The 20,399-nt window shown below is 47.4% G+C and carries 20 protein-coding genes, 5 tRNA genes and 2 pseudogenes; 7 read left to right on the top strand and 20 right to left on the bottom strand.

The genetic code is table 11. From position 1 onward, the window contains the following. Positions 1-4: 4 nt before the first annotated feature. The 12 genes from I2H39_RS26335 to I2H39_RS26280 all read right to left on the bottom strand — a co-directional run bounded on the left by I2H39_RS26335 (position 5) and on the right by I2H39_RS26280 (position 12,248). Positions 5-700 (bottom strand): hypothetical protein, encoded by a 696-nt coding sequence (locus I2H39_RS26335; RefSeq protein ID WP_195627931.1) that lies wholly within the window; start codon positions 698-700, stop codon positions 5-7. 16 nt (positions 701-716) lie between these two features. Further along, positions 717-1,424 carry a DUF5058 family protein gene (locus I2H39_RS26330; protein WP_195627930.1) on the bottom strand — a complete coding sequence of 236 codons (708 nt, stop codon included), beginning with the start codon at positions 1,422-1,424 and terminating at the stop codon, positions 717-719. A gap of 50 nt (positions 1,425-1,474) precedes the next feature. Next, the gene (locus tag I2H39_RS26325; RefSeq protein WP_195627929.1) at positions 1,475-2,740 is read right to left on the bottom strand and encodes an MFS transporter; all 1,266 of its coding nucleotides are present in this window, start codon (positions 2,738-2,740) and stop codon (positions 1,475-1,477) included. A gap of 19 nt (positions 2,741-2,759) precedes the next feature. After that, entirely contained in the window at positions 2,760-4,061 is a 1,302-nt protein-coding gene (locus tag I2H39_RS26320) for a glycine/betaine/sarcosine/D-proline family reductase selenoprotein B (RefSeq protein WP_195627928.1), read from the bottom strand. An 18-nt stretch (positions 4,062-4,079) separates the two neighbouring features. Next, on the bottom strand, positions 4,080-5,387 hold the full coding sequence (locus I2H39_RS26315; protein ID WP_195627927.1) for a glycine/sarcosine/betaine reductase component B subunit: 1,308 nt from the start codon (positions 5,385-5,387) through the stop codon (positions 4,080-4,082). Positions 5,388-5,675: 288 nt separating this feature from the next. Further along, positions 5,676-6,674 (bottom strand): helix-turn-helix domain-containing protein, encoded by a 999-nt coding sequence (locus I2H39_RS29715; protein WP_195627926.1) that lies wholly within the window; start codon positions 6,672-6,674, stop codon positions 5,676-5,678. 494 nt (positions 6,675-7,168) lie between these two features. After that, the gene (locus tag I2H39_RS26305) at positions 7,169-7,765 is read right to left on the bottom strand and encodes a guanylate kinase (RefSeq protein ID WP_138310419.1); all 597 of its coding nucleotides are present in this window, start codon (positions 7,763-7,765) and stop codon (positions 7,169-7,171) included. Between the two features lie 77 nt (positions 7,766-7,842). Then, positions 7,843-9,384: an aminotransferase class I/II-fold pyridoxal phosphate-dependent enzyme gene (locus I2H39_RS26300; protein WP_195627925.1), complete on the bottom strand. Its 1,542-nt coding sequence runs from the start codon at positions 9,382-9,384 to the stop codon at positions 7,843-7,845. Then, a complete protein-coding gene (locus I2H39_RS26295; protein ID WP_195627924.1) occupies positions 9,381-9,917 on the bottom strand; it encodes a DNA topology modulation protein in 537 nt (178 codons plus the stop codon). Before I2H39_RS26295 ends, I2H39_RS26300 begins: the two co-directional genes overlap by 4 nt. Before the next feature lie 137 nt (positions 9,918-10,054). Then, positions 10,055-11,566: a DUF4173 domain-containing protein gene (locus I2H39_RS26290; RefSeq protein WP_138310422.1), complete on the bottom strand. Its 1,512-nt coding sequence runs from the start codon at positions 11,564-11,566 to the stop codon at positions 10,055-10,057. Beyond that, entirely contained in the window at positions 11,559-11,786 is a 228-nt protein-coding gene (locus I2H39_RS26285; protein ID WP_138310423.1) for a helix-turn-helix transcriptional regulator, read from the bottom strand. The genes I2H39_RS26290 and I2H39_RS26285 overlap by 8 nt, the downstream gene beginning before the upstream one ends. Positions 11,787-11,801: 15 nt before the next feature. Further along, the gene (locus I2H39_RS26280) at positions 11,802-12,248 is read right to left on the bottom strand and encodes a DUF2975 domain-containing protein (protein ID WP_138310424.1); all 447 of its coding nucleotides are present in this window, start codon (positions 12,246-12,248) and stop codon (positions 11,802-11,804) included. Between the two features lie 306 nt (positions 12,249-12,554). Between I2H39_RS26280 and I2H39_RS26275 the strand changes: the two genes are divergently transcribed. The 4 genes and pseudogenes from I2H39_RS26275 (at position 12,555) to I2H39_RS26265 (ending at position 14,179) form a co-directional block, all read left to right on the top strand. Continuing rightward, positions 12,555-12,992 carry a MarR family transcriptional regulator gene (locus I2H39_RS26275; protein WP_195627923.1) on the top strand — a complete coding sequence of 146 codons (438 nt, stop codon included), beginning with the start codon at positions 12,555-12,557 and terminating at the stop codon, positions 12,990-12,992. A gap of 11 nt (positions 12,993-13,003) precedes the next feature. After that, positions 13,004-13,243 (top strand): annotated as a pseudogene (locus tag I2H39_RS29550) (DUF554 family protein); the annotation flags it as partial. Beyond that, a complete protein-coding gene (locus I2H39_RS29545; RefSeq protein ID WP_330641145.1) occupies positions 13,217-13,399 on the top strand; it encodes a DUF554 family protein in 183 nt (60 codons plus the stop codon). The pseudogene I2H39_RS29550 and the gene I2H39_RS29545, both read left to right, overlap by 27 nt. Before the next feature lie 117 nt (positions 13,400-13,516). After that, positions 13,517-14,179, top strand: coding sequence for a 4Fe-4S binding protein (locus I2H39_RS26265; protein WP_195627922.1), 663 nt, complete (start codon positions 13,517-13,519; stop codon positions 14,177-14,179). Positions 14,180-14,324: 145 nt separating this feature from the next. On the opposite strand, the pseudogene I2H39_RS26260 reads toward I2H39_RS26265, so the two are convergent. Continuing rightward, positions 14,325-14,555, bottom strand: a pseudogene (locus I2H39_RS26260) (4-hydroxyphenylacetate 3-hydroxylase C-terminal domain-containing protein); the annotation flags it as partial. Here I2H39_RS26260 and I2H39_RS26255 point away from each other — a divergent pair. Next, complete coding sequence (locus tag I2H39_RS26255) at positions 14,502-14,720, top strand: hypothetical protein (protein WP_227147523.1); 219 nt, start codon at positions 14,502-14,504, stop codon at positions 14,718-14,720. The pseudogene I2H39_RS26260 and the gene I2H39_RS26255 sit on opposite strands and share 54 nt — an antisense overlap. Positions 14,721-14,786: 66 nt before the next feature. Here the strand turns inward: I2H39_RS26255 and thrS are convergent, their stop codons facing one another. Continuing rightward, positions 14,787-16,541 (bottom strand): threonine--tRNA ligase, encoded by a 1,755-nt coding sequence (gene thrS, locus I2H39_RS26250; protein WP_138310427.1) that lies wholly within the window; start codon positions 16,539-16,541, stop codon positions 14,787-14,789. Positions 16,542-17,268: 727 nt separating this feature from the next. On the opposite strand from thrS, the gene I2H39_RS26245 reads away from it, so the two are divergent. Both I2H39_RS26245 and I2H39_RS26240 read left to right on the top strand, forming a co-directional pair. Then, positions 17,269-17,691 carry a DUF3842 family protein gene (locus I2H39_RS26245; protein ID WP_138310439.1) on the top strand — a complete coding sequence of 141 codons (423 nt, stop codon included), beginning with the start codon at positions 17,269-17,271 and terminating at the stop codon, positions 17,689-17,691. Continuing rightward, positions 17,678-17,920, top strand: a complete 243-nt coding sequence (locus I2H39_RS26240) for a hypothetical protein (RefSeq protein WP_195627921.1) — start codon at positions 17,678-17,680, stop codon at positions 17,918-17,920. The genes I2H39_RS26245 and I2H39_RS26240 overlap by 14 nt, the downstream gene beginning before the upstream one ends. A gap of 26 nt (positions 17,921-17,946) precedes the next feature. On the opposite strand, the gene I2H39_RS26235 is transcribed toward I2H39_RS26240, so the two are convergent. From I2H39_RS26235 to I2H39_RS26210, 6 genes are all read right to left on the bottom strand, one after another. Beyond that, positions 17,947-19,752, bottom strand: coding sequence for a DUF5050 domain-containing protein (locus tag I2H39_RS26235; protein WP_195627920.1), 1,806 nt, complete (start codon positions 19,750-19,752; stop codon positions 17,947-17,949). Between the two features lie 143 nt (positions 19,753-19,895). After that, positions 19,896-19,968: transfer RNA gene (locus I2H39_RS26230), tRNA-Phe, on the bottom strand. 6 nt (positions 19,969-19,974) lie between these two features. After that, positions 19,975-20,047, bottom strand: a tRNA-Lys gene (locus I2H39_RS26225). Between the two features lie 27 nt (positions 20,048-20,074). Beyond that, a tRNA-Met gene (locus I2H39_RS26220) sits at positions 20,075-20,148 on the bottom strand. A 52-nt stretch (positions 20,149-20,200) separates the two neighbouring features. Next, positions 20,201-20,282 (bottom strand) — tRNA-Tyr (locus tag I2H39_RS26215). 43 nt (positions 20,283-20,325) lie between these two features. Beyond that, positions 20,326-20,398, bottom strand: a tRNA-Val gene (locus tag I2H39_RS26210). Between the last annotated feature and the right edge of the window lies 1 nt (position 20,399).

Raw genomic sequence — 20,399 nt, 5'->3', positions numbered from 1 at the left:
ATCCTTATTTTTCTGAGTCTGCCGGTTCATCAGATTCATTTTTTGCCAAGAAAAAGGCAACCAGCATGGTCCCGAATATGGGAACCAGCATTTTGACGATGCTTGGCAGGAAGCTCAACACATTGTTATACAGCAGCACAGTACCAATGGCCAATATCATAGCCGTAACTCCGCTTTTCTTATTGCTTGACAAGAATTGGGCAAACACACAACCGTACAGGGCAGGCAGCAGGAAGTTAAGTGCTTCTGTCACAGATGGCGGCAGTGCTGAGAGCACAGCCTGTCCTAAAAGTACGCCCAATGCAAGGATGCCAATATTGACAAACACGGAAACAGATATCCCAATGGTGGATATAATAGAGCCTTGAATAGTTCCCGGAAGCACACCAGAAGCCTTTTGTGAGGCAATTGCACACGGCATTCTCATATTGGAACCGTTGCCCGACAAAAAGGATATGAATGTACCGGCCACTCCTAAAACCGGGAAATAAGAGATAGGCTCCGACAGCCACCATGGGGCATTCATGATGACCCATGCCACAACCCCCTGCACGATAGCTCCCCAATTTGGCTGGATTCCATAGACAAACCAGCTCACCAGGAAAGGTACGAAAAATACTACCAGGGACACCGACAATATCAAGCGTCCTATTTTTACGATTGACGGCAGATATTCATTTTTATAAATATTCTCATTCATCAGCCTGTCTCCCCTCTTATATAATGTTTCCTGCAAGCATGCCAAAAAACATAGCTATTAGCATTCCCCATTCCAAAAGCCATTTCTTTCGGGTTCTCTTTTGGACTGCAGATATAAGAAGCATGCATCCAAATCCTGCTATCATGGCAATGGTGGTGTCATTCATTCTGAGTATGTACGGCGCATCCACATACGCATAACAGCCCAGAATCGCAGCAGCCGATACCATTGTGGACATCTTTTTATTCCTTCCACCACCGTTTATCTTATCCAGAACTTTTTCAAAGGAGTTACAAAAAATAATGGGGACAATCAGATAACCCACGCAGCCGAACGCCATCAGGAAAACGGCTGTCTGAAAAATCTCAGGAGTTAGATTGGCTGCACTGGCTGTGGTGCCAAAAGCATCCGCAGCCAGCCCCACGCCCTGAAGTTCATAGTTTACATTTCCCACCACAGAAAGCCTCATCATGGCAGTTGGTGCTCCCACTACAACCAGCAGTGAAATCATACCGACCATGATTACCAAAGAGGGGCCGATGGACGAAAGGCAGGATGTTTTAATGGCAATGTTCACCTGTTCCTTTGTAATTCCAATATGTTTTGCCACTTTAATGCTTTTAGTTAATGAAAAAACTGCAAGTATAATAACTAAGGCTATAGCAGTAACTGTAACCGCCCACAATAAGGGACTGTTGGCTATTTTGCTGACTTCTGCTGACATCTGGTCATCCTCCTCTTTAGTATTATTCCTAAAATCTATATCATTATTGGTTACTGGTTATCCACAACACGCTTTGTATGTCTCCCATACATAAATGCAATGGTAAACATAGCAAATATCAGGCATATGCCTAACATCAGGTAATATATTCCGTAATTTCCTGTGGCATCAGCAATGATTCCCGGAATGGGGGCGCTGACCAGCCCGCCTACGGTGCTGCATGTCTGGAATGTCTTTAAGTTCCTGGAATAACTGTCCGTACCGGACAAATCTGCTGTCCAAATCGGAACACCAACCGTAGTAATGGCGTAACAGCCAAGTCCAAAGATGATTACCACGATATAAAGCGAGAAATCCATGCCTGGCCTTGTCATGAACAGCAGAAAATCTGCTGCTGCCACGCCTGTCATGTATACAAAGTTAGCCTTATGGGCGCCTATGAGGTCAGCCAGAACGCCATAAAATGGTTTTCCCCCAATGGCCAGGGCCCCTGTTATACCAATAAGTCCCCCCACAAACACCGGGTCATAATTCAGCGAAGTAGCGGCCAGGGTAAAGTTAGGTATTGCCCCAAAGCCAGTAAATCCGCAGCAGACCACAGCAATACACATAATGATTTTTTCCTTTGGGTTCAACGGCTTAATATTAATATACTGTACCTTTTTTTTCGTTTTGGCTGCCGGCTCCCCCTCACCGGCATCCTCTCCGTATGCCGCAAGGCCCATTTCCTCTGGTGTATTGCGAATGAACAGCAGAATGATAAGTCCTCCCACCCCAATGAATACAGCAATGACTGTTTCAGCAGACGCTATTCCCCTTGTGGCAACGCGCGAAGCAATCCATCCGGATAAAAGCATGGAGGTAATCCCGGAACCAGCGGAACACAGGCCGAGGATTAATCCGCGCCGTTTGACAAACCACCGCTTCATGATTAGGGAGGCCGGCATCATTCCTCCCAGTCCAAAGCAGAAATAACTTAAAGAAGCAGCTATACAAATCATGACAAACCCATTGGCAATGCAGAAAAGTACAGCCGACGCCACACCGCACGCAAGGGGAATCAAAAGTCCCCTGCGAACGCCAAGATTGTCATAAATCGTGGTAATCATTAACGTGGCTGCCACACTGGCAAGATTCTGCATAGTGGCTATGATAGAAGTCTGGGTATATGTGAGACTAAACCGTTCACGCAGAAAAGGCGCTATGGGTGAATACAGACTGGCTTGTCCCATGAACACGATTCCCAGCAAAATACCACAGGCTGCTGTCACTATGTAATAGTAATGTTTTTTCTGGACCCCATTTTTTGTTTCCATATCTTAAACCCCCTGACCTTTATTCAAACACTGTCTGTTCCCTGATATCTGTATTTAATGCCTTAAGAGCCCGTCCAACAAGTTCATAGCGCTGCTCCCTCTGTGCCTCCTCTGTTGCTTCAGGGTCATGCATGGGATAGGAAATCCCATAGGTCTTCACAATTCGGTTGCTGCCAATTCCCTTAGCAACAGGCACCATGTTCACCATATGTACCACCGGCATTCCTGACTTTTCAATTTCTTTTACCATCATTGCACCGCAACGAGTACAGGTGCCTCAGGTAGAGCCGGCTATGATTGCCTGTACCCCGTCCTTTTTCATCACATCCACAATCTCACGGGCCATCCGGACGGCATCCCCCTTTGCAGTCTGGTTGCCCACAGTCACATAATAATAGGGATGCAGAGAACCCATATGACCTTCCTTTTCATGCCTTCTGAGAGCATCTAAGGGCACGACCACCATGGGGGCTTCAGCTGCATAACCCGTATTATAGCCTCCATGGACCGATATGTAGTCCCCCTGTTTAAGGAACTCCTTATTTTCAATATCATAACGCGCCCAGTGTGTGGCCCCGCCTGCTGGAAGATGGTCCGGATTGCCTGCAGGCACGAGACCTCCGGTTGTGAAAAATGCCACCCTCAGCTTACCGGCATCCACCGGTCCCAAAGGTTCAACCCTGTCCTCTTTGGCTATAAGCAGCTCTGTATGGTATTTTTCTCCATTCAGCTTCTTCAGCAGCATGTCCACGGCACGGTCTGCTGCATTCTTACGCCCGTCTGCAAAAACCTCCTTTCGAATACCCCTGCCAAAATAGCCCTCTGCCTCTGCTCCCTGCAGCACTTCACCTGCCAGAATCTTATTGGCAAGTCCGGCCATCGGGGCTATATCCCCCCGCATCCCGGCAGCAGTGGAATGCCCTTTTATAATATAGGTATATGTATGGTACAGCTCTACTCCAGGATTATTCTCATTCATACTGGTGATTGTGGGCACTTTGAACCTCTCCCCTGCATACTTGCAGACTTCGCCGCAGTTAAATCCATAGCGGCCTGCCAAAAAAGCAGGTCCCGCCACAAGCAAGTCAAATTCCTTATCTGCTAAAAATTGTCCAACCCTTTCAAGCGCGTTCTCTGTATAGCTGGACATGTAATTGTCCCCGCAGATTATAGTGTAAGAAACCTTTGCATCTTTAAGCTGCTGTTCCAGAGCCACAGCCGGTCCAACCGGCCCCTCCCGCAGTTCCGGTTCATGGTCCGCCATATCCTCGCCGCCAATCTGACCAAAGAACTGGTTTAAGTAAACAATTACTCTTTTCAAAGCAATACCCCCTTTATCTTAAAAATCCTTGACTGTCTTATCAGACCAGCCAAGCAGACCATCATGGTCCATGAATAAATGCGCATCCACAATCAGTGAGCCATCTTCCCTCAGGGACGGTCCATAGACCGCGTCATCTTTCCACGCACCCCAGTAAGGGTCGCTCTTTATGGAATCCAGGTTTCCATAAACCGTATCCATGGGAGGAAGTTCATAAACCTCACAGGTATTCCCAGTTGAAACAATGGCATTCGCCTTGGCATCCGTATAGGTTTTTCCCGGGTTTCGTCCATCGCGCCCATTGTTTTCCGCCAAAATTCCCACTGTTTTAATACCCGCATCCTCTAATCCGGCCAGAGTCATCATATAATCCACATCAACATTACCGCAGTGGGATTCCATGCTTATGACTGCATCACATCTAAGGCTCTGGGCCAGGCTGACAACTATGGTGGCATACTGTATTTTCTGGTCAATTGGTTCAATATGCCCTGCCAGAATTACGCCTATAAAGTTTATGGTCCTCCCATGCTCGGCAATAAGACGTTTAATGATAGGGGCATTCTGATATGAATAAGTGGTTCGTTCCGCATTTCCCGGCAGGGCCCCACTGTCACCGGTAAGTGCTCCATCCAGGTATTCGAGAGGACGCACCACTGTTGTGGGAACCCCGGTTAAATCATAACCGTAATAGGAGACCCCCTTAATCCAACCAGGTATGTTGCACAGCTGGTTGATGAACGCCACCCGCGGAAGATTCCTATCTGAAACATCCTCCAGTTCAAACTGTTCCCAGTCTTCCGGTTCTGCATCCTTAAGCGTTGTTCCCAGATACTCTGCCAGATAACACGATGCTTTCACAAAATTCATATTCTCCAATCCTACCTTGTCCTCTTCAGGGTCGGCATTTTCAGCTACAATAACCAAATTTACCAGTTTTGAAAAATAGGACAAATCTGCTCCAGGTCCGGACATGTCAATTAAACCATTCATTCCATGAAGGGAATGCTTACCAACGGCCAGGACTGCCATATCTTTAAGAGCATATACCATCCCTTCCCCGGAGGAAACAGCAGCACCAGTAAATCCAGGAAAAACACACCGTCCATCCGGCCGGTATCGGGGCTCCACCGCCGCCTTTACCGGAAGTATGCGGATGCTTTCCCCGGGGCGGGCGATTTTTAAATCTATATTCTTTAAGGCATTGTCCTTATTAAGTACTCCGATTGCCTCTTCCTTATTAACAGTCAGTATACCATTGCCATACCATGTCTTATTGTCAAAGCAAATATCCCTGATATGGATATTACCAATCTCTAATTTCATTGCATATAACCCCTTTCCTGATGGTTTCGTATTTCAGAAGCTTCTATATAATATTTTAATGATTTCAGGCTCTGGCAACAATGTGGATTATCTCCATGTACGTTTTATATTCACTGTGTGAAACACACATAATCCCCCCTCACCATTGGTATGATTTTGCATTATTACGCAAAAAAACATGCTGTAAAGTCTGGATTCAGGACCTTTACAGCATGTCATTGATTCTTTATGTTATTATATTATTATTGGATTTAAACGGAACCATTTTATCCTGGAATAAAAACAGCATTATTTAAGGCAAGGATAGGATGCCTTCAGACAAGAACTGTCGTACTGGTGTAAGAATACAATCGAGTTATGCAGAGTATAGAGCATATGGGCATCATTAAAATCAATCTTAAACTCATCCTTCAATTTACTCACACGCATATACATAGTATTCACATGAATATGCATGGCATCGGCTGAGTATTTCATTGCCTGTCCTGAACATATATATGTAAACAAGGTACTCAGATAATCCGTCTTCTGCCTCTTATCAATTTCATAAATCTGGAGAATAATAGGACTGCAGAAACTTTTCAGGTCAATCTGATTATTCTTATTCAATACTTTAATAAAGTGTGACATCTGGTATCTGCCATAGTAACGCAGCCCTGGTTTATTTTCTTTTGCCACAAAATCAAAACAGGATATAGCTTGTTCAAACCTTACCGCACAATATTCAATATCAAAGAATCCCATGCTCAGTATTCCAATCATCCCCTTATCTTCCAGATATCTTCTTAATACCGGAAAATCCTGTTCTGTATATTCCACGTATTTTTCCGTATTCAGTACTGCTGAAAAATATGATTCCTGAGAATAGATATCCGTATTCAATATTTTACTTAATTCCTGACACACAATATCACTTTCTGAAACCAGTTTATTCTCAACCACAAGCACCGTATATTTTTCATGTTTTTTCCAGCCCAGAAGCTCCAGCCGTTTTTTCTCTTTTTCCGGATATTCAAATCTTCTCTGTAAAAACCCTGTAAGGATATCATTTATCTGCGCTTTTTTATCGCTCCCGTTTTTTTGAGTCGCTGTACCAAACATAGAACAAATCTGCTGCAGATATTCCTTACTCCTGGTATCATCAATGCCGGAAGCTTTTTTCTCAACATATATATAATACCCTTCATTTTTATACAAAACATGCCGGATTTGGCAATGGTGTGCTCTATTTCGGTCTTCTTTTCCTAGTGTATTACGCCATTGTTCCACCTGGTCAGCCACACTCACAGAAAAATCCCGCCCAAACCCGGTTTCAGGATACTGGCAGACAATATTAAGGGCATGGTTCACAAATAAAACCGGATTTCCCATAATTTTAGAACAATGCCGGACAATCTCACATATCCCGCACCCCTCTGATATATCCTTCTGCAATTTTGCCAGATGGTCATTGCGCCGGATATCCTCCAACAACCAGCTCTGAACTGCCTCCAGAATACGCTCCGGGTCTCCATGTTCCCCTGATGCAAGTATACAGGGTATACCTGTGGAACCGCCTGCCAACGGTGCTTCCTCCAATGCATCATAAGAGGCAACGCAGAGTATTTCACTGTCCGTCTCCCTGTAACTGGGCGGCAGCATCTGCACCGCGTAAACTTCAGCTGAATCCGGTCCCATATAGGTTATTTGATACCCATACTCCTTTAATTTATCCATTAAAATACTGACTAACATCTGTCCCCCACAGCTCCCTCTCAACCGTCCTATACCCCATCCAGTCTCTAACGTCCTTCCCCGCAAATCCTCACAATCTCCTGGATGATTTCCCTGAGGCAATCCTCCAGCACCACATTTTCATACTGCTTTGTAATGCTGCACTGCTCCAGATGGCTGGGGCTGAAATCCTCCTCATCTGCCAGAAAACGCCTGCACATCTCTTTATACTTGGGCATTGTCTGCTGCTCCTCCCGCTCCAGGGCCCGTCTCAGCCTCAGTCCGTCCTCTACATGGATATAGATTGGTACAAGGGCTTCCTTTCCATAATAGGAACGCATCTTCTCATAAGATTCCAATGTCCCCATAATCAGATAATTTCCTGTTTCCAAATCAATCTGCCCATCGTCCGCTGTAAAATAGCTCCATGGACCGTAAACCGTGTCATAGGTCCGGCACTCAATCAAAATCCCATCCTGCCTGCACTGTTCCAGATAAGAACGGTCCACAAAAAAATACTCCACTCCGTTTTGTTCCCCGTCCCGTATGGGTCTGGTGGTATACATGGTAACGGTCTTAAGCTCCGGCATCCTGCTGTGAAGCTTCTTATATATGGTATCCTTTCCCGAGGCACTCTTGCCCATAACATAAAATATCTTTCCCATGATTTACTCCGTACTTCCTTATCTCATTCAGTCTCTCTGTTCCGTCCCTTTTTCTGTTTCATTCTTCTGATATCCCGTCAGTCCTTCTCAACTATGCGGATGGTCCTGAGGGACTGGTTCGCAGGGCCCTGCACCGGTAGCCCCTTATCCCTGTATTCCAGAATCACTTCCAGGATGGGCCTGCTAATCCATTCCCCCGGAGCCACAATGGGTATGCCGGGCGGATAGATATAAACAAACTCCCCGGAAATACACCCTGCGCTGTCCTCCAGACCAACGGACTTCATAGTTCTGTCCATGGCCTCACCCATGGACATGGCCGTGTCACACCGCATACTGTATACACTGCCTCTGTGCATATCCTCTCCGCCTGATTTATCATCCGTTCCCGTGACAGGCCCTTTGCCGTTTTCCCTGCGGGCATCCCAACCGCCGGATGCCAGACAGCCGTCAATCCGGGTCAATGCATCCCCCAGGCGCTCCAGGCCTTGGGCGCTGTCCATGGCTGTTGTAATGGCTGTCACGTAATCAGCCCCGCACATTTCCATCTCCAGATGATATTCTCTGCGCAGAATGTGGTCCAGCCGGGCGCCTGTAAAGCCGGTATCACCATCTTCCCCTGAAGCCAGGTGCGTTCCCCTGGTTGAAACCACGACTTTTGAGATATCCAGGTCCCTGATTCCTGCCTGTCCTATGATTCCTGTATCCACCAGACGCAGATGCCTCATCTGGCCCAGCCTCGTCCGCAGCTTGTGCAGCTGTCTCCCATAGGACGTCATATCCATATGTTCCATCTGGAATATACTGTTCTCTATACTGGCCATGAGCACATAGGAGGGACTGCTGCTCTGTACCATGTGGAGATAACGGTCAATGCGCTCCCGGTCAGCATAGCATCCGCCGTCCGGCCGGTTGCACTTAATATGAAGCAGGGCTGTCTGGGTCAGGCTGGGAAGGGTCTTGTGCACGCTCTGAATCACCACATCTGCTCCCAGGTCCAGGGCAGACGGCGGAAACATGGCGTCATACCGGAAATGGGCGCCATGGGCTTCATCCACAATCAGCGGAAGCCCTGCCCTGTGGACGATTTGGGCAATGGCCTCTATGTCGGATACAATTCCGTCATAGGTGGGGCATACGATGAGGACAGCCTGTGTGTCCATATACCGCTTAAGCATCCTGTCCACATCTTCTGCCGTGATTCCTCCCTGTATCCCCAAGTCTTCTATCTCCTGTGGATAAACATAGGAGGCTTTAAGCTGATTCAGGCAGATTCCGTGGTACACGGATTTATGGCAGTTCCTGCTCACCAGGATTCTCCCGCCTCTGGGTACGGCTCCGCATACAGCAGCCAGAATCCCGCTGGTACTTCCATTAATCAGATAATAGGTCTGGTCAGCCCCGTAAAGGGCTGCCGCCCAATCCATGGAGTCTCTTAAGATTCCCTCCGGGTGGTGAAGGTTATCAAACCCGTCAATCTCCGTTATATCCACTGTGCAGGGATTCACAAAGCGGTCCATGGGACCCGGCATACGCTTATGTCCCGGCATGTGGAAGGGATACATATCTGACCCTGCATATGCAGCCAGCCGGTTTATAAGAAGCTCTTCCTGTCTCATCCCAATGTCCTCTCACGGCTCCTCAATATGAGCCTGGTCATACTGTCCTTTAACTGTTTCCGGTTGCGGACCACCAGCGTTTTATGGGGATACCTGGCCATGATGGACTGATGGCTGTGGGCTTCATCCCGCCCATCCCGGAGAATCCATTTCACGAAGTCCCAGTCCATTTTCTCACGGCAGCCCTCCGCCATGCTCTCCCTGGTTTTATCCCTGTACTCCAAATACCGTTTTACAGCCTGCCACAGGCAGATTCTCCTTGTATAATCCATAAATACAATCAGGTCTGCTTCCTCCAGACGGCGTTCCTGGCAGAATTTCGCGTAGTTGCCGTCAATAATCCAGCCTGTATCCTGATTCTCATCCAGAAATGTCTCCGCCATCCTCTTTGCCTCTTCCCTGTCACGCTCTTTCCATCCAGGTTCGAATTGTATTCTGTCCAAATACAGAACCGGGCAGTCGTAGAGTCTGCCCAGTTTCTTAGCCAGTGTGGATTTGCCAGCACCGCTGTATCCCATGACTGCTATTTTCATATTGTCAACTCCATATCATCCGCATTTTTCTTTTCATAGTATACATGAAAAACCATTGGATTCATAGAGTGATTCTCAGAGTTTTCTGCTTATACCTGTACCATGCATGAACCTCCTGCGCCGGTTTCCTTGCAGTCTTAATGGTTTCTGAGATACGACCTGGCTTTCAGAACTGAAAAATTACAGGTCCGAAGTCCCATTGGTTCTCCGTCATCCCATACCTCATATCTTCCCGCATACCAGGACAGCAGGCGCTCCTTTATCTCAGAATCCGCCATTCCCTCCAGGGCAGGGGCAGCATCCGTGGAAAGACGCATAAAATCATTCTGCTCCTCCCTGGCAATGTTGTCTCTGTGGGATACATTATAACGGGCTGTTATATAGTCCGGACGCATCCACGCTAACACAAGATAGAAGGAAGATACTACTGCCAGGCAGAACCGGAACAAAGGAAAATCGTGATTAAAAATAAGAATTACCACCCCCGCCATCAGCACAAACAGCATGGCCAGGAACCACAGCACCAGGATTCTGAGGAATGTCAGCTGATACTGCTGTACATACAGCACCATCCTGTACACGGCAGACGCCAGCATCACATAGGTACAAAGGCTGACCAACAGCAAAAAAATATTTAACAGGGCATGTTCACGAAAATACTTAAGGCACATAAGCACCATCACAAGATTCAGGACAGCCACAAAGAGCAGCTGGAAAAATCCCTGTCTGGCATACTGGGAATACGTCATTCCCAGAGGCAGACTTCCCTTTCCCATAAAAAGGTACACAATCTGGATGACGCAGAATACCAGGTAAACAATGCCCACCATAGCCATAAAGCTGACCGCTGCCACGGGAGAATGCCTGCGTACATCGGCCATTCCGTCACTGATGCTTCCCCCATAGGCGCTGCAAATCAGGCAGTACATGGCCAGCGACCAGAATATGGTCTGAAGCGCCGCAAGAAACAGGGTGACCGGATTCAGAAACCTGGAGATAACAACCACCAGCATGTTCCTGAATACCATGTCCGCGCCTGACAAAAGCACGCACAGGAATATGACTGCCGGTATTGCCGCGCAGGCGCCTGCCAGCAGCCGGAATACATTCCGGCTCCGCTTATCCTTCAGGGACTGTATATATTCCCCTAAATGACGGAACGGATAAAATACCATTCCCACTGCCTGGGCCAGGTACAGAACAATGGAAGCCATGTATTTTCCTATATTCCATTTATTATCCTGATGGCACTGGTGAAGGATGAATATACAAAACAGAAGAATCAGGGCCAGCCGGTTCATATAATACCCAACTGTCACATTCCCTGTAAAACAGGTGGAAAGTCCAATCAGCAGGGATACAGCAGCCAGCAGCCGGGAATCCTTCTTAATGGCCACTCCCATTTTCCTGAATATCAGGAATGCTGACCCATAGGTGGCTGCCACGAACAATGGGACCGTAATCCCCATGGGATTCCGAAACAGGCAGAAACTGGCGCACACGCCGTAAAAAATACTGAGAAGGCCGAAAAATCCAAAATCCCTTCCTATTCTCTGGAGACGCTTACCCAGCCTTTCCTCTGTCCGGTCCCCGCTGCCGCTTACAGCTCCCCTGGGTGTCACAGCCGTCAAATACATCTTATCATCCATTCTCACTCTCTCCTTCCTCCGGCTCATAACTTAATATATCACCCGGCTGGCAGTCCAGGGCTTTGCAGATAGCCTCCAGGGTGGAAAACCGGATTGCTTTTGCTTTATTATTTTTCAGGATAGACAGGTTTGCCATGGTAATGTCCACTTCCGCAGACAATTCCTTCAGACCCTTTTTTCTCCTGGCCATCATTACATCCAGATTGATTACAATTCCCATGTCATTCCTCCCTGTCTAGATAGTCAGGTCATTTTCCTGCTTGTAACGGATTGCCTGTTCGAATACCAGACAGAGCACGAAACAGAAAAGACCTGCTATCGAGAAAACAATAATAATCACTGCCGTGGCCGGGGTAAATGCCACAAACAAACGCAGTACCGACAGTATGGCTATGAGAAAGCTGCATTTTCCCATTCGTTTTAAGGACGCTGCATTTTCCATGACAAAAGCGTCGTCTGCCAGCACAGTGGCAAACATCCGCCGCAGCTCCAGCACAAGCAAAAGTGCCAGCACCCCTGAGGCCATGTATAGCATGCACTGGACCACGTAATAGGTCCTGAACGTCTCAATATACATGCCCACATAGTGAAAAAGAACCGGAATCGCCGCTGTTATAGCCATCCCCATATAAAACATGATGTCCAGAAGCCCTTTTGTAAATCTTACCAAACGCATATTCATACTAAAATCCGCCTTTCTGTATTGCTTATATGCCCCCCGGAGGGCTTTTACCTTACTCGAAATCCTTAATTGGAATATAACACCGTTTATATTATTTTTCAATATATTTTTATTGATATTCGATAAATTAATATTGATATATAATAACAATTAAGAAGATTGTAAGGATTACATGGGGGCGCAGAAGAATAAAGGGGGGACGCAGGAGCGCAGAAAAGCAGGGACGCAGAAATCGGTTGACACCGCCTATGGTTAGAATTATAATAGTTAGAATTCTAACTATTTGGAAAGGCGGTCCGTTTATCCATGAATTTTCATTATCTGTTAATGTCAGGCCATGCCATCTATTTAAAACAGCTTATGGCCCAGCTGCACCATACCGGCCTGACATCCGGCCAGCCCAAGGTCCTGGACTATCTCATGGGACATGATGGAGCAAACCAGAAGGAGATTGCAGATGCCTGTCACATAGAGGCCGCCACCCTCACATCCGTACTCAATGGAATGGAAGCAAAATCCCTTATTGAGCGGAGACGGGCGGATGGCGACCGGCGTTCCTTTTATATTTATCTGACGGATATTGGGAAAGAGATGGGACAGAACGTAACAGAGGCATTTTCCAGACTGGAAAAAGATACATTCCGGGATATCCCGCCTGAAAAGGTGCAGGAATTTATGGAACTGTTCCAGGAATTATATCTAAAAATGAAGCGGAATCTTGATACAGAAGAACCCGCAAAGTAAACAAGGAAGCTCTCCCCAATATCTTTGGCCTGTCTGCCATTACCATGGGAATCAGCCTTATTATCATGTTAAAAAGTCTGTCTGCCGTGGTGCTGGCCCTTATTGCGGGTACTGTCATAGGAGAACTTCTGAACCTGGAGGATAACCTGCTAAAGGGGCTTCACCGGCTGGAGGAACGGCTTCCCCTGACACTGGATGACCAGCAGATGGATGTGTTAATCAGAATGATAATCCTGTTCTGCTTCAGCGGAACCGGGGTATTCGACACCATGCTGGCTAATTTTAAGGCCTGCGGGGGAATCATCACCCTGGCAGTGGGTTTAAAAATTGCAGGTATCAAGCGGACCAAGGTCTTAAATATTCTTCCGGCCATTGCCATCATTTTCCCGCTGTCATGCCTGCTTTAAAAAATATGTTAAAATCAGCAGATAAGATGTTGTCATAACAACATACATTTTCGGTTTTCCATAGTATACTTCCAGCATAACAACAATTCACTGTTTTGCTTCAAGGAGGATAAAGGAATGATTCGAAGAATTATTAAGATAAATGAAGACCTGTGCAACGGATGCGGCGCATGTGCTGCGGCCTGTCACGAAGGAGCCATCGGAATGGTGGATGGAAAAGCCCGGCTTTTAAAGGATGATTACTGTGACGGCCTCGGGGACTGTCTGCCCACCTGCCCTACAGGGGCCATTACCTTTGAGGAACGGGAGGCGGCTGCCTATGACGAGGCAGCTGTAAAAGCCCGCATGGTCAGAGAAGCAAGGGAAAACCCTGTTTCCACAGAAAGCCTTTCCACGGAAAAAAACCTTTCCATGGAGAGCCGGCTGACCCAGTGGCCTGTGCAGATTAAACTGGCTCCTGTCCAGGCCCCTTATTTTAAGGATGCCCGCCTTTTGATAGCTGCTGACTGCACTGCCTTTGCTTATGGCAATTTCCACAATGATTTTATAGCCGGACGCATCACCCTGATAGGATGCCCGAAGCTGGATATGGTGGATTACTCTGAAAAACTGACGGAAATCATCCGTCTCAATGATATCAAGGATGTCACCATTGTCCGCATGGAGGTTCCATGCTGCGGCGGTATTGAAAATGCCGCAAAACGCGCACTCCAGGCCAGCGGGAAGTTTATACCGTGGCAGGTTGTGACCGTCGGGACGGATGGTACTCTGATACGGTAAAGCTGCGGCCGGCCGTGAATCAGCTGCGTATCCGGTACAGACTTCTTTCCTTCAATACGCATACACGCTTAAAGGCGTTTAAGATACGGATACACCCATATCTTAAACGCCTTTGCCGTACTCCGTATTGGGCTTATGGAATCATTTACCTCTGGGTATTCTGAAACTTCTCCAGCATTGCCCTCGGCGTAGCCGTCCCCCTCTCATACCTTGGACACTCCACCCCGTCAAAACCAGCCAGATACTTGGCAATCTTCTTAAGTTCCTCCAAATCATAACGGCTCATAAGGGTAATTGTCTCCATAAGAGGCGAACCGCCTCCATGTACACCGGCCACACACTGGGCACCCTCGAAGGCGTCGCAGAGTTTATCCTGATGTTCGGTATCGCCGGATTAATCGGCCCCCATGCGGCTGTTAAGCTGAACGTTGGGGGCGACTATTCCAGAGCCTTCCTCATGGGCTTTGTTATGTCCGTTGTATCCCTTGCAGCTGCTTTTGTTGTAAAGAAAAAGGTGGCCGTATCGCTGAAACAGGCCTGACATAAAAAATCACCTGCCCATAAGAACCGAATGGGCAGGTGATTTTTTGATTATTTAATGACTTATTTATCTCTCTTTTGTCTCAATCATCTTCTTAATATCTCCGATGAAATCATCCAGTCCTGCAGCGCCCAGGTCGCCCTTATCGCGGCTTCTCACCGTAATTGCGCCCTCTGCCGCTTCCTTTTCACCCAGAACCAGCATATAGGGAACCTTTTCCAGCTGGGCCTGACGAATCTTGTAGCCCACCTTCTCGTCCTTGTGGTCCAGCTCTGTGCGGATACCGGCTGCCTTTAACTTCTCATATACCCCGGTTGCATAATCCATGGACTTCTCGGAAACAGGAATTACCTTAACCTGTACAGGAGCCAGCCATACCGGGAACTTTCCTGCAAAATGCTCAATCAGAATACCGATGAAACGCTCAATGGAGCCAAAGCATACACGGTGAATCATGATGGGACGCTTCTTGGAGCCGTCCTCAGCCGTATATTCCAGGTCAAACCTCTGAGGCATCTGGAAATCCAGCTGGATGGTGCCGCATTGCCATGTCCTGCCCAGGGAATCCCTCAGGTGGAAATCTATCTTGGGGCCGTAGAACGCGCCGTCGCCTTCATTGACAATATAATCAAGCCCCATATCCTCCAGCGCCTTCTTAAGGCCGTTTGTAGCCATCTCCCAATCCTCGTCAGACCCCATGGAATCCTCCGGCCTGGTGGACAGCTCCACAAAATACTCAAAGCCAAACTGTGTATACACTTCATTAATCAGCTTTGTTACACCCTTAATCTGGTCCTCAATCTGGTCATCCCTCATAAAGATATGGGCATCATCCTGGGTAAAGCAGCGCACGCGCATCAGACCGTGAAGCTGTCCGCTCTTCTCATGACGGTGAACCAGTCCCAGCTCGCCCACCTTTAAAGGCAGGTCGCGGTAAGAGTGGGGCTGGTTCTTATAAACCAGCATTCCTCCCGGACAGTTCATCGGCTTGACAGCATAGTCCTCCTCATCAATTACAGTGGTATACATATTGTCCTTGTAATGGTCCCAATGGCCTGAATTCTCCCACAGCTTGCGGCTCAGGATAATGGGAGTGGAAACCTCCTGGTATCCGTCCCTGTAGTGAATCTCACGCCAGTAATCAATCAGGGTATTCTTTAATGTCATTCCTTTTGGAAGGAAGAATGGGAATCCGGGTCCTTCCTCTGCAAACATGAACAGGCCCAGCTCCTTGCCCAGCTTCCTGTGGTCGCGCTTCTTTGCCTCTTCCATCATGGTAAGATAGCTCTCCAGGTCCGTCTTGTTGGCAAAGGCGGTTCCGTATATCCTGGTCAGCATCTTATTCTTCTCACTGCCTCTCCAGTAGGCGCCTGCAATGCTTGTAAGCTTAAATGCCTTTACGCCCTTTGTATACATGATATGGGGTCCTGCGCACAGGTCCACAAACTCTCCCTGCTGGTAAAAGCTGATTGTCTCCTCCTCCGGCAGGTCCTCAATAAGCTCTACCTTATAGGGCTCACCCTTTTCCTCCATGAACTTAATGGCCTCAGCCCTGGGCAGTACAAAGGGCTTAACCGGCAGATTTTCCTTTACAATCCTGGTCATCTCCGCCTCTAACTTTTCAAGGTCCTCAGGAGTGAAACCTCCCTCCCTGTCAAAATCATAGTAAAAACCGTCATCAATGGCCGGTCCAATGGCCAGCTTTGTGTCTGGATACAATCTCTTCACTGCCTGTGCCAGTACATGGGATGCTGTGTGGCGTATGGCCCTCAACTCATCCTCTGCTTCCTGTACACTTCCATCCGGTAAAATGATTTTCATACAAATCTCCTTTCTTTACACGGGCCTTTCCGGTCCCATGTCTTTGGTATCAGCCTGCTGTGATGATTCCGGCTGCTGTAGTTGATTCCGGTTGTTCCGCCGAATCCGTTTCATACTGAATATGTCCGCCGCCGGAATCCTGTAAAAAACGGGAAAATAAAAACCCCTGGACATATTCATATGTCCAAGGGTGCATTCACACGGTTCCACCTTGATTTTCACTCATTTATCCCTTAACGCGGGAGTACGGCGCCATTTCCCATCCGTTTTGTGCTGTAGCACCTGTGCGGACATCCCTGACGCGGCTCAGGACTGGTCTTCGTCAGTCTTTGGTATGCGGCCTTTCCACCAACCGGCCTGCTCTCTGGATACTTCCCACTGACTACTGTTTCCCTCATTGCCTTTGCTGCTTATTGCTAATCTAGATTATAACACCTGCCTCTGATTTGTCAAGACCGGCTTACCCCTCTTTTTTTATTAGGATATCCCTGTATAGTATAACTACACCGCAGTGTTTTTATTTGGTGACTAGTTTAACCTTTTTGGACTATTTAGTAATATATACACTGATATCCACAATCCCACCAATATAAACCGTCTGTCTGTGGATAACATTTACTTTCCCTCTCATTTCTGTTAAAATATATCCCTGTAAACTATTTTAATTCCATGTCAGACACGGTTTATCAACATTGACCCACAGCACAAAAGAAAAGAAGGTGAATCCATGAAAATTGTCATCATAGACGGGCAGGGCGGAAAAATGGGAAAGTCAGTCATCGAGCAGCTGAAAAAGCGTTTCCCAAATCTGGAGACATATGCCATCGGCACAAACAGCATTGCCACCTCCGCCATGCTGAAAGCAGGCGCCACCTATGGCGCTACGGGTGAAAACCCGGCCATAGTCAATGCCCAGGATGCAGATATCATCATCGGCCCTATCGGCATTGTCATGGCGAATTCCCTTTTAGGGGAAATTACGCCTGCCATGGCCACGGCCATCGGCATCAGCAAAGCATATAAGATACTGATTCCGGTGAACCGGTGCAATCACTACATCGTAGGCTGCCAGAACAGCACCTTATCTGACTATATCAATATGGTATGTGATGAAGTAGGAAAGGAAGCAGGTATCAATGAGAACCATTGAATTTAAGATGGAACGCCAGGGCCTTGTGAACAAAGGCGATAAAGTTAAAATAATCGAGCGGGAAGGAACCAGCAGCTACAGCTATATCATCGACCCTGCTGTAGCTATGTCCGGCTGCTTCGCCGCCCGTTACCGTATCAAGTCTGAATACGGAATTGTAAAAGACATCCGTAAAAATTCACGGGGTTTTTATGTGATAGTAGATTTTGATGAGGACGAACCCCGTTAACAGGTAACACTTCTCTTAATCCAATTTTAACCCAGGGGCACTATCTTCACCTCTGCGGACGGTTCCGTTACCGGCGGAATGGTAGGGGCCGGAGCCGGCAGCGTGGGAGCAGCTGTTTCCGTATGAGGCCCTTCCGTACTGATTACAGGGTCATTATCCACAGAAGGCTCCACCGGTGAAACAGTTTCCGAAGAGGAAGGGGGCATGGTCTCAATTGGCTGAATAATGTCCCCTGACTCCTGGGCCTCACTGCTCTCCTGTGTTTCTTCAGAAGGAACCATATCAATCAGGCTCCTGTCACCGGCATCCAGTTCAATGGCTTTGCTCCACAGAATACTGGTTATTCCGCTGTTTCTGTCCCACTCACAATCATGCCACAGGCAAATGACCTTACCATCCTTAGCCATAATGATTTCCAGCATATCATTTCCGTCCACATGCTTACCGGTCCGAGCGGCTGTATCATTTATCTGATAAATATTCCCGTCTCTTGATATAATAGCAGCTGTCCCATAGGCCTGTTTCCAGATAGCCGGATTGTATTCCCCAAATATCTGTCCCTCATCCTCGTAGTAGTACATATTCTGCATCACACCGGGGAAACGCTCCGACACTGCCTGTTTATTCTGTCCTCTCAAATCCGTCCTGAATATCTGGCTGTACCATTCTCCTCCCGTACCTTTATCCACATAACTGCTGTAATAAAGCTGATTATCCACAATGCAATAGCTCTGTACACCATAGTTTTCCCTGATAATGGCAGTATCGTTCCCTTCGCTCTTTACACTGACAGAAGATTTTGTTCCGCTGCCGCTCAGATAATACGTCTTTCCTCCTATGGTTACCTGACCGTGTTTTACATATTTTATCTTTCCGTCTTCCTCAATCCGGTAAACACGGTCCCCAATGCTGACACTGCTGCCGCTTTCAGCCACTGCAGGATTGCCCATGTCATCTACCAGATAACAATTTCCATCCTTTATGACCACCGAATATCTGGCTTCCCCAGTGGCCACCTCGGTGCCTGAGGTGGTACTGTAAATCTTCCCGGCCTGGGAGTAATAGATTGTATCCCCCATTACCATATACCCATCCACATCCTCCGCAATCAGCTCCTTGGTATCGCTTCCCGGCCTCATCCTAAACAGCTTATCACAAAGCCCCCTCTCAGCCTCGGAAAGGCCCTGTTTCTGGCTTTCTTTTACCTTAGGCAGGAAATATACGTAATCGCCGTAAGCACGCATAGAATTCCTTGTGGTCTTTTCCGGGGCCGTCTCCCCTCCCAGTACCACCACCTTGTTCTCTACGGTCTTGCGGTACAGGATGGTCTTAAACAGTCCTGTGTCTTCCGCCCTCAGATAACACCAGAATGCATTGGTCCTCACCAGGCTGTCCAGGTTTTCTCCTGTACTCTCAGGTTTGTAGTCCAAATCAATTTGGATGTCCTTCAGATAGCCCTTTGTGTCGTGGCAGGTATAGGTCTGTCCCTCCTGTTTTAATACCCCGGTGGCCATGATACCGTCGCTGTCAAAGTAATACAGAAACCCCTCTATATCCTTCCACTGGGCCGTCACGTACTCTTCTTCATCCAGATAATACATCCATCCATTATCAGTCTCATTCCATCCTGGCTTTGGTTCCTCCCTGGTATCTATGGTAATGGAAGGCATCTCCTTCTGCTCAGTACTGAAATCCAGATTTTTATAATCTGACCTTATTTTCCCAACCACTGACATAACAACATACACGGCCGCCGTCATAATAACAGCTGCCATGATAATCAAAAATACAGTCTTGATTGGTGAATCCTTTTTTTTGCGCCGTCTGCTCATTCATTTTCCCCTGGTATCTTTTGTTAGTAGTATACTTAAACCTTAAAACATTATTTATACTATCAGACTTTCAGCCTTTTTACAATGAAGTAAATCTTACAATAAAACAAAAAAGCACCCATCCGTCAAGGATAAGTGCTGAGTGCCCAAAGTCGGAATCGAACCAACGACACGAGGATTTTCAGTCCTCTGCTCTACCAACTGAGCTATCTGGGCATCTGATGAGCGTGCCGGGATTCGAACCCGGGACAACTTGATTAAAAGTCAAGTGCTCTACCGACTGAGCTACACGCCCATAAGGTTTAAGTTTTTGCAAAAAAAATTGCGGGGGCAGGATTTGAACCTACGACCTTCGGGTTATGAGCCCGACGAGCTTCCAGACTGCTCCACCCCGCGCTAGTATATAATTATAAATGTTTTAAAATGTTTTGTCAACCAACATTTTAAATGGGCGAAGGTGGATTCGAACCACCGAAGGCATTGCCAGCAGATTTACAGTCTGTCCCCTTTGGCCACTCGGGAATTCGCCCTTATTAAATTAGTATATACACTTTTCTGTAAAGAATACTTAAATGGGGCCTACAGGGCTCGAACCTGTGACCCTCTGCTTGTAAGGCAGATGCTCTCCCAGCTGAGCTAAGACCCCA

Source organism: Clostridium sp. 1001283B150225_161107_B6 (genome assembly GCF_015556325.1).
Classification (GTDB): domain Bacteria; phylum Bacillota; class Clostridia; order Lachnospirales; family Lachnospiraceae; genus Enterocloster.
The sequence above is the reverse complement of the archived record's forward strand: the minus strand, read 5'-3'. Positions and strand labels throughout refer to the sequence as shown.

Excerpts from the sequence above, each read along its gene's own strand:
- I2H39_RS26335 (WP_195627931.1), bottom strand. The coding sequence starts at position 700 with ATGAATGAGAATATTTATAAAAATGAATATCTGCCGTCAATCGTAAAA.
- I2H39_RS26330 (WP_195627930.1), bottom strand. The coding sequence starts at position 1,424 with ATGTCAGCAGAAGTCAGCAAAATAGCCAACAGTCCCTTATTGTGGGCG.
- I2H39_RS26325 (WP_195627929.1), bottom strand. The coding sequence starts at position 2,740 with ATGGAAACAAAAAATGGGGTCCAGAAAAAACATTACTATTACATAGTG.
- I2H39_RS26315 (WP_195627927.1), bottom strand. The coding sequence starts at position 5,387 with ATGAAATTAGAGATTGGTAATATCCATATCAGGGATATTTGCTTTGAC.
- I2H39_RS26305 (WP_138310419.1), bottom strand. The coding sequence starts at position 7,765 with ATGGGAAAGATATTTTATGTTATGGGCAAGAGTGCCTCGGGAAAGGAT.
- I2H39_RS26300 (WP_195627925.1), bottom strand. The coding sequence starts at position 9,384 with ATGAGACAGGAAGAGCTTCTTATAAACCGGCTGGCTGCATATGCAGGG.
- I2H39_RS26295 (WP_195627924.1), bottom strand. The coding sequence starts at position 9,917 with ATGAAAATAGCAGTCATGGGATACAGCGGTGCTGGCAAATCCACACTG.
- I2H39_RS26290 (WP_138310422.1), bottom strand. The coding sequence starts at position 11,566 with ATGGATGATAAGATGTATTTGACGGCTGTGACACCCAGGGGAGCTGTA.
- I2H39_RS26285 (WP_138310423.1), bottom strand. The coding sequence starts at position 11,786 with ATGGGAATTGTAATCAATCTGGATGTAATGATGGCCAGGAGAAAAAAG.
- I2H39_RS26280 (WP_138310424.1), bottom strand. The coding sequence starts at position 12,248 with ATGAATATGCGTTTGGTAAGATTTACAAAAGGGCTTCTGGACATCATG.
- I2H39_RS26275 (WP_195627923.1), top strand. The coding sequence starts at position 12,555 with ATGAATTTTCATTATCTGTTAATGTCAGGCCATGCCATCTATTTAAAA.
- I2H39_RS29545 (WP_330641145.1), top strand. The coding sequence starts at position 13,217 with ATGATAATCCTGTTCTGCTTCAGCGGAACCGGGGTATTCGACACCATG.
- I2H39_RS26265 (WP_195627922.1), top strand. The coding sequence starts at position 13,517 with ATGATTCGAAGAATTATTAAGATAAATGAAGACCTGTGCAACGGATGC.
- I2H39_RS26255 (WP_227147523.1), top strand. The coding sequence starts at position 14,502 with ATGTACACCGGCCACACACTGGGCACCCTCGAAGGCGTCGCAGAGTTT.
- thrS (WP_138310427.1), bottom strand. The coding sequence starts at position 16,541 with ATGAAAATCATTTTACCGGATGGAAGTGTACAGGAAGCAGAGGATGAG.
- I2H39_RS26245 (WP_138310439.1), top strand. The coding sequence starts at position 17,269 with ATGAAAATTGTCATCATAGACGGGCAGGGCGGAAAAATGGGAAAGTCA.
- I2H39_RS26240 (WP_195627921.1), top strand. The coding sequence starts at position 17,678 with ATGAGAACCATTGAATTTAAGATGGAACGCCAGGGCCTTGTGAACAAA.
- I2H39_RS26235 (WP_195627920.1), bottom strand. The coding sequence starts at position 19,752 with ATGAGCAGACGGCGCAAAAAAAAGGATTCACCAATCAAGACTGTATTT.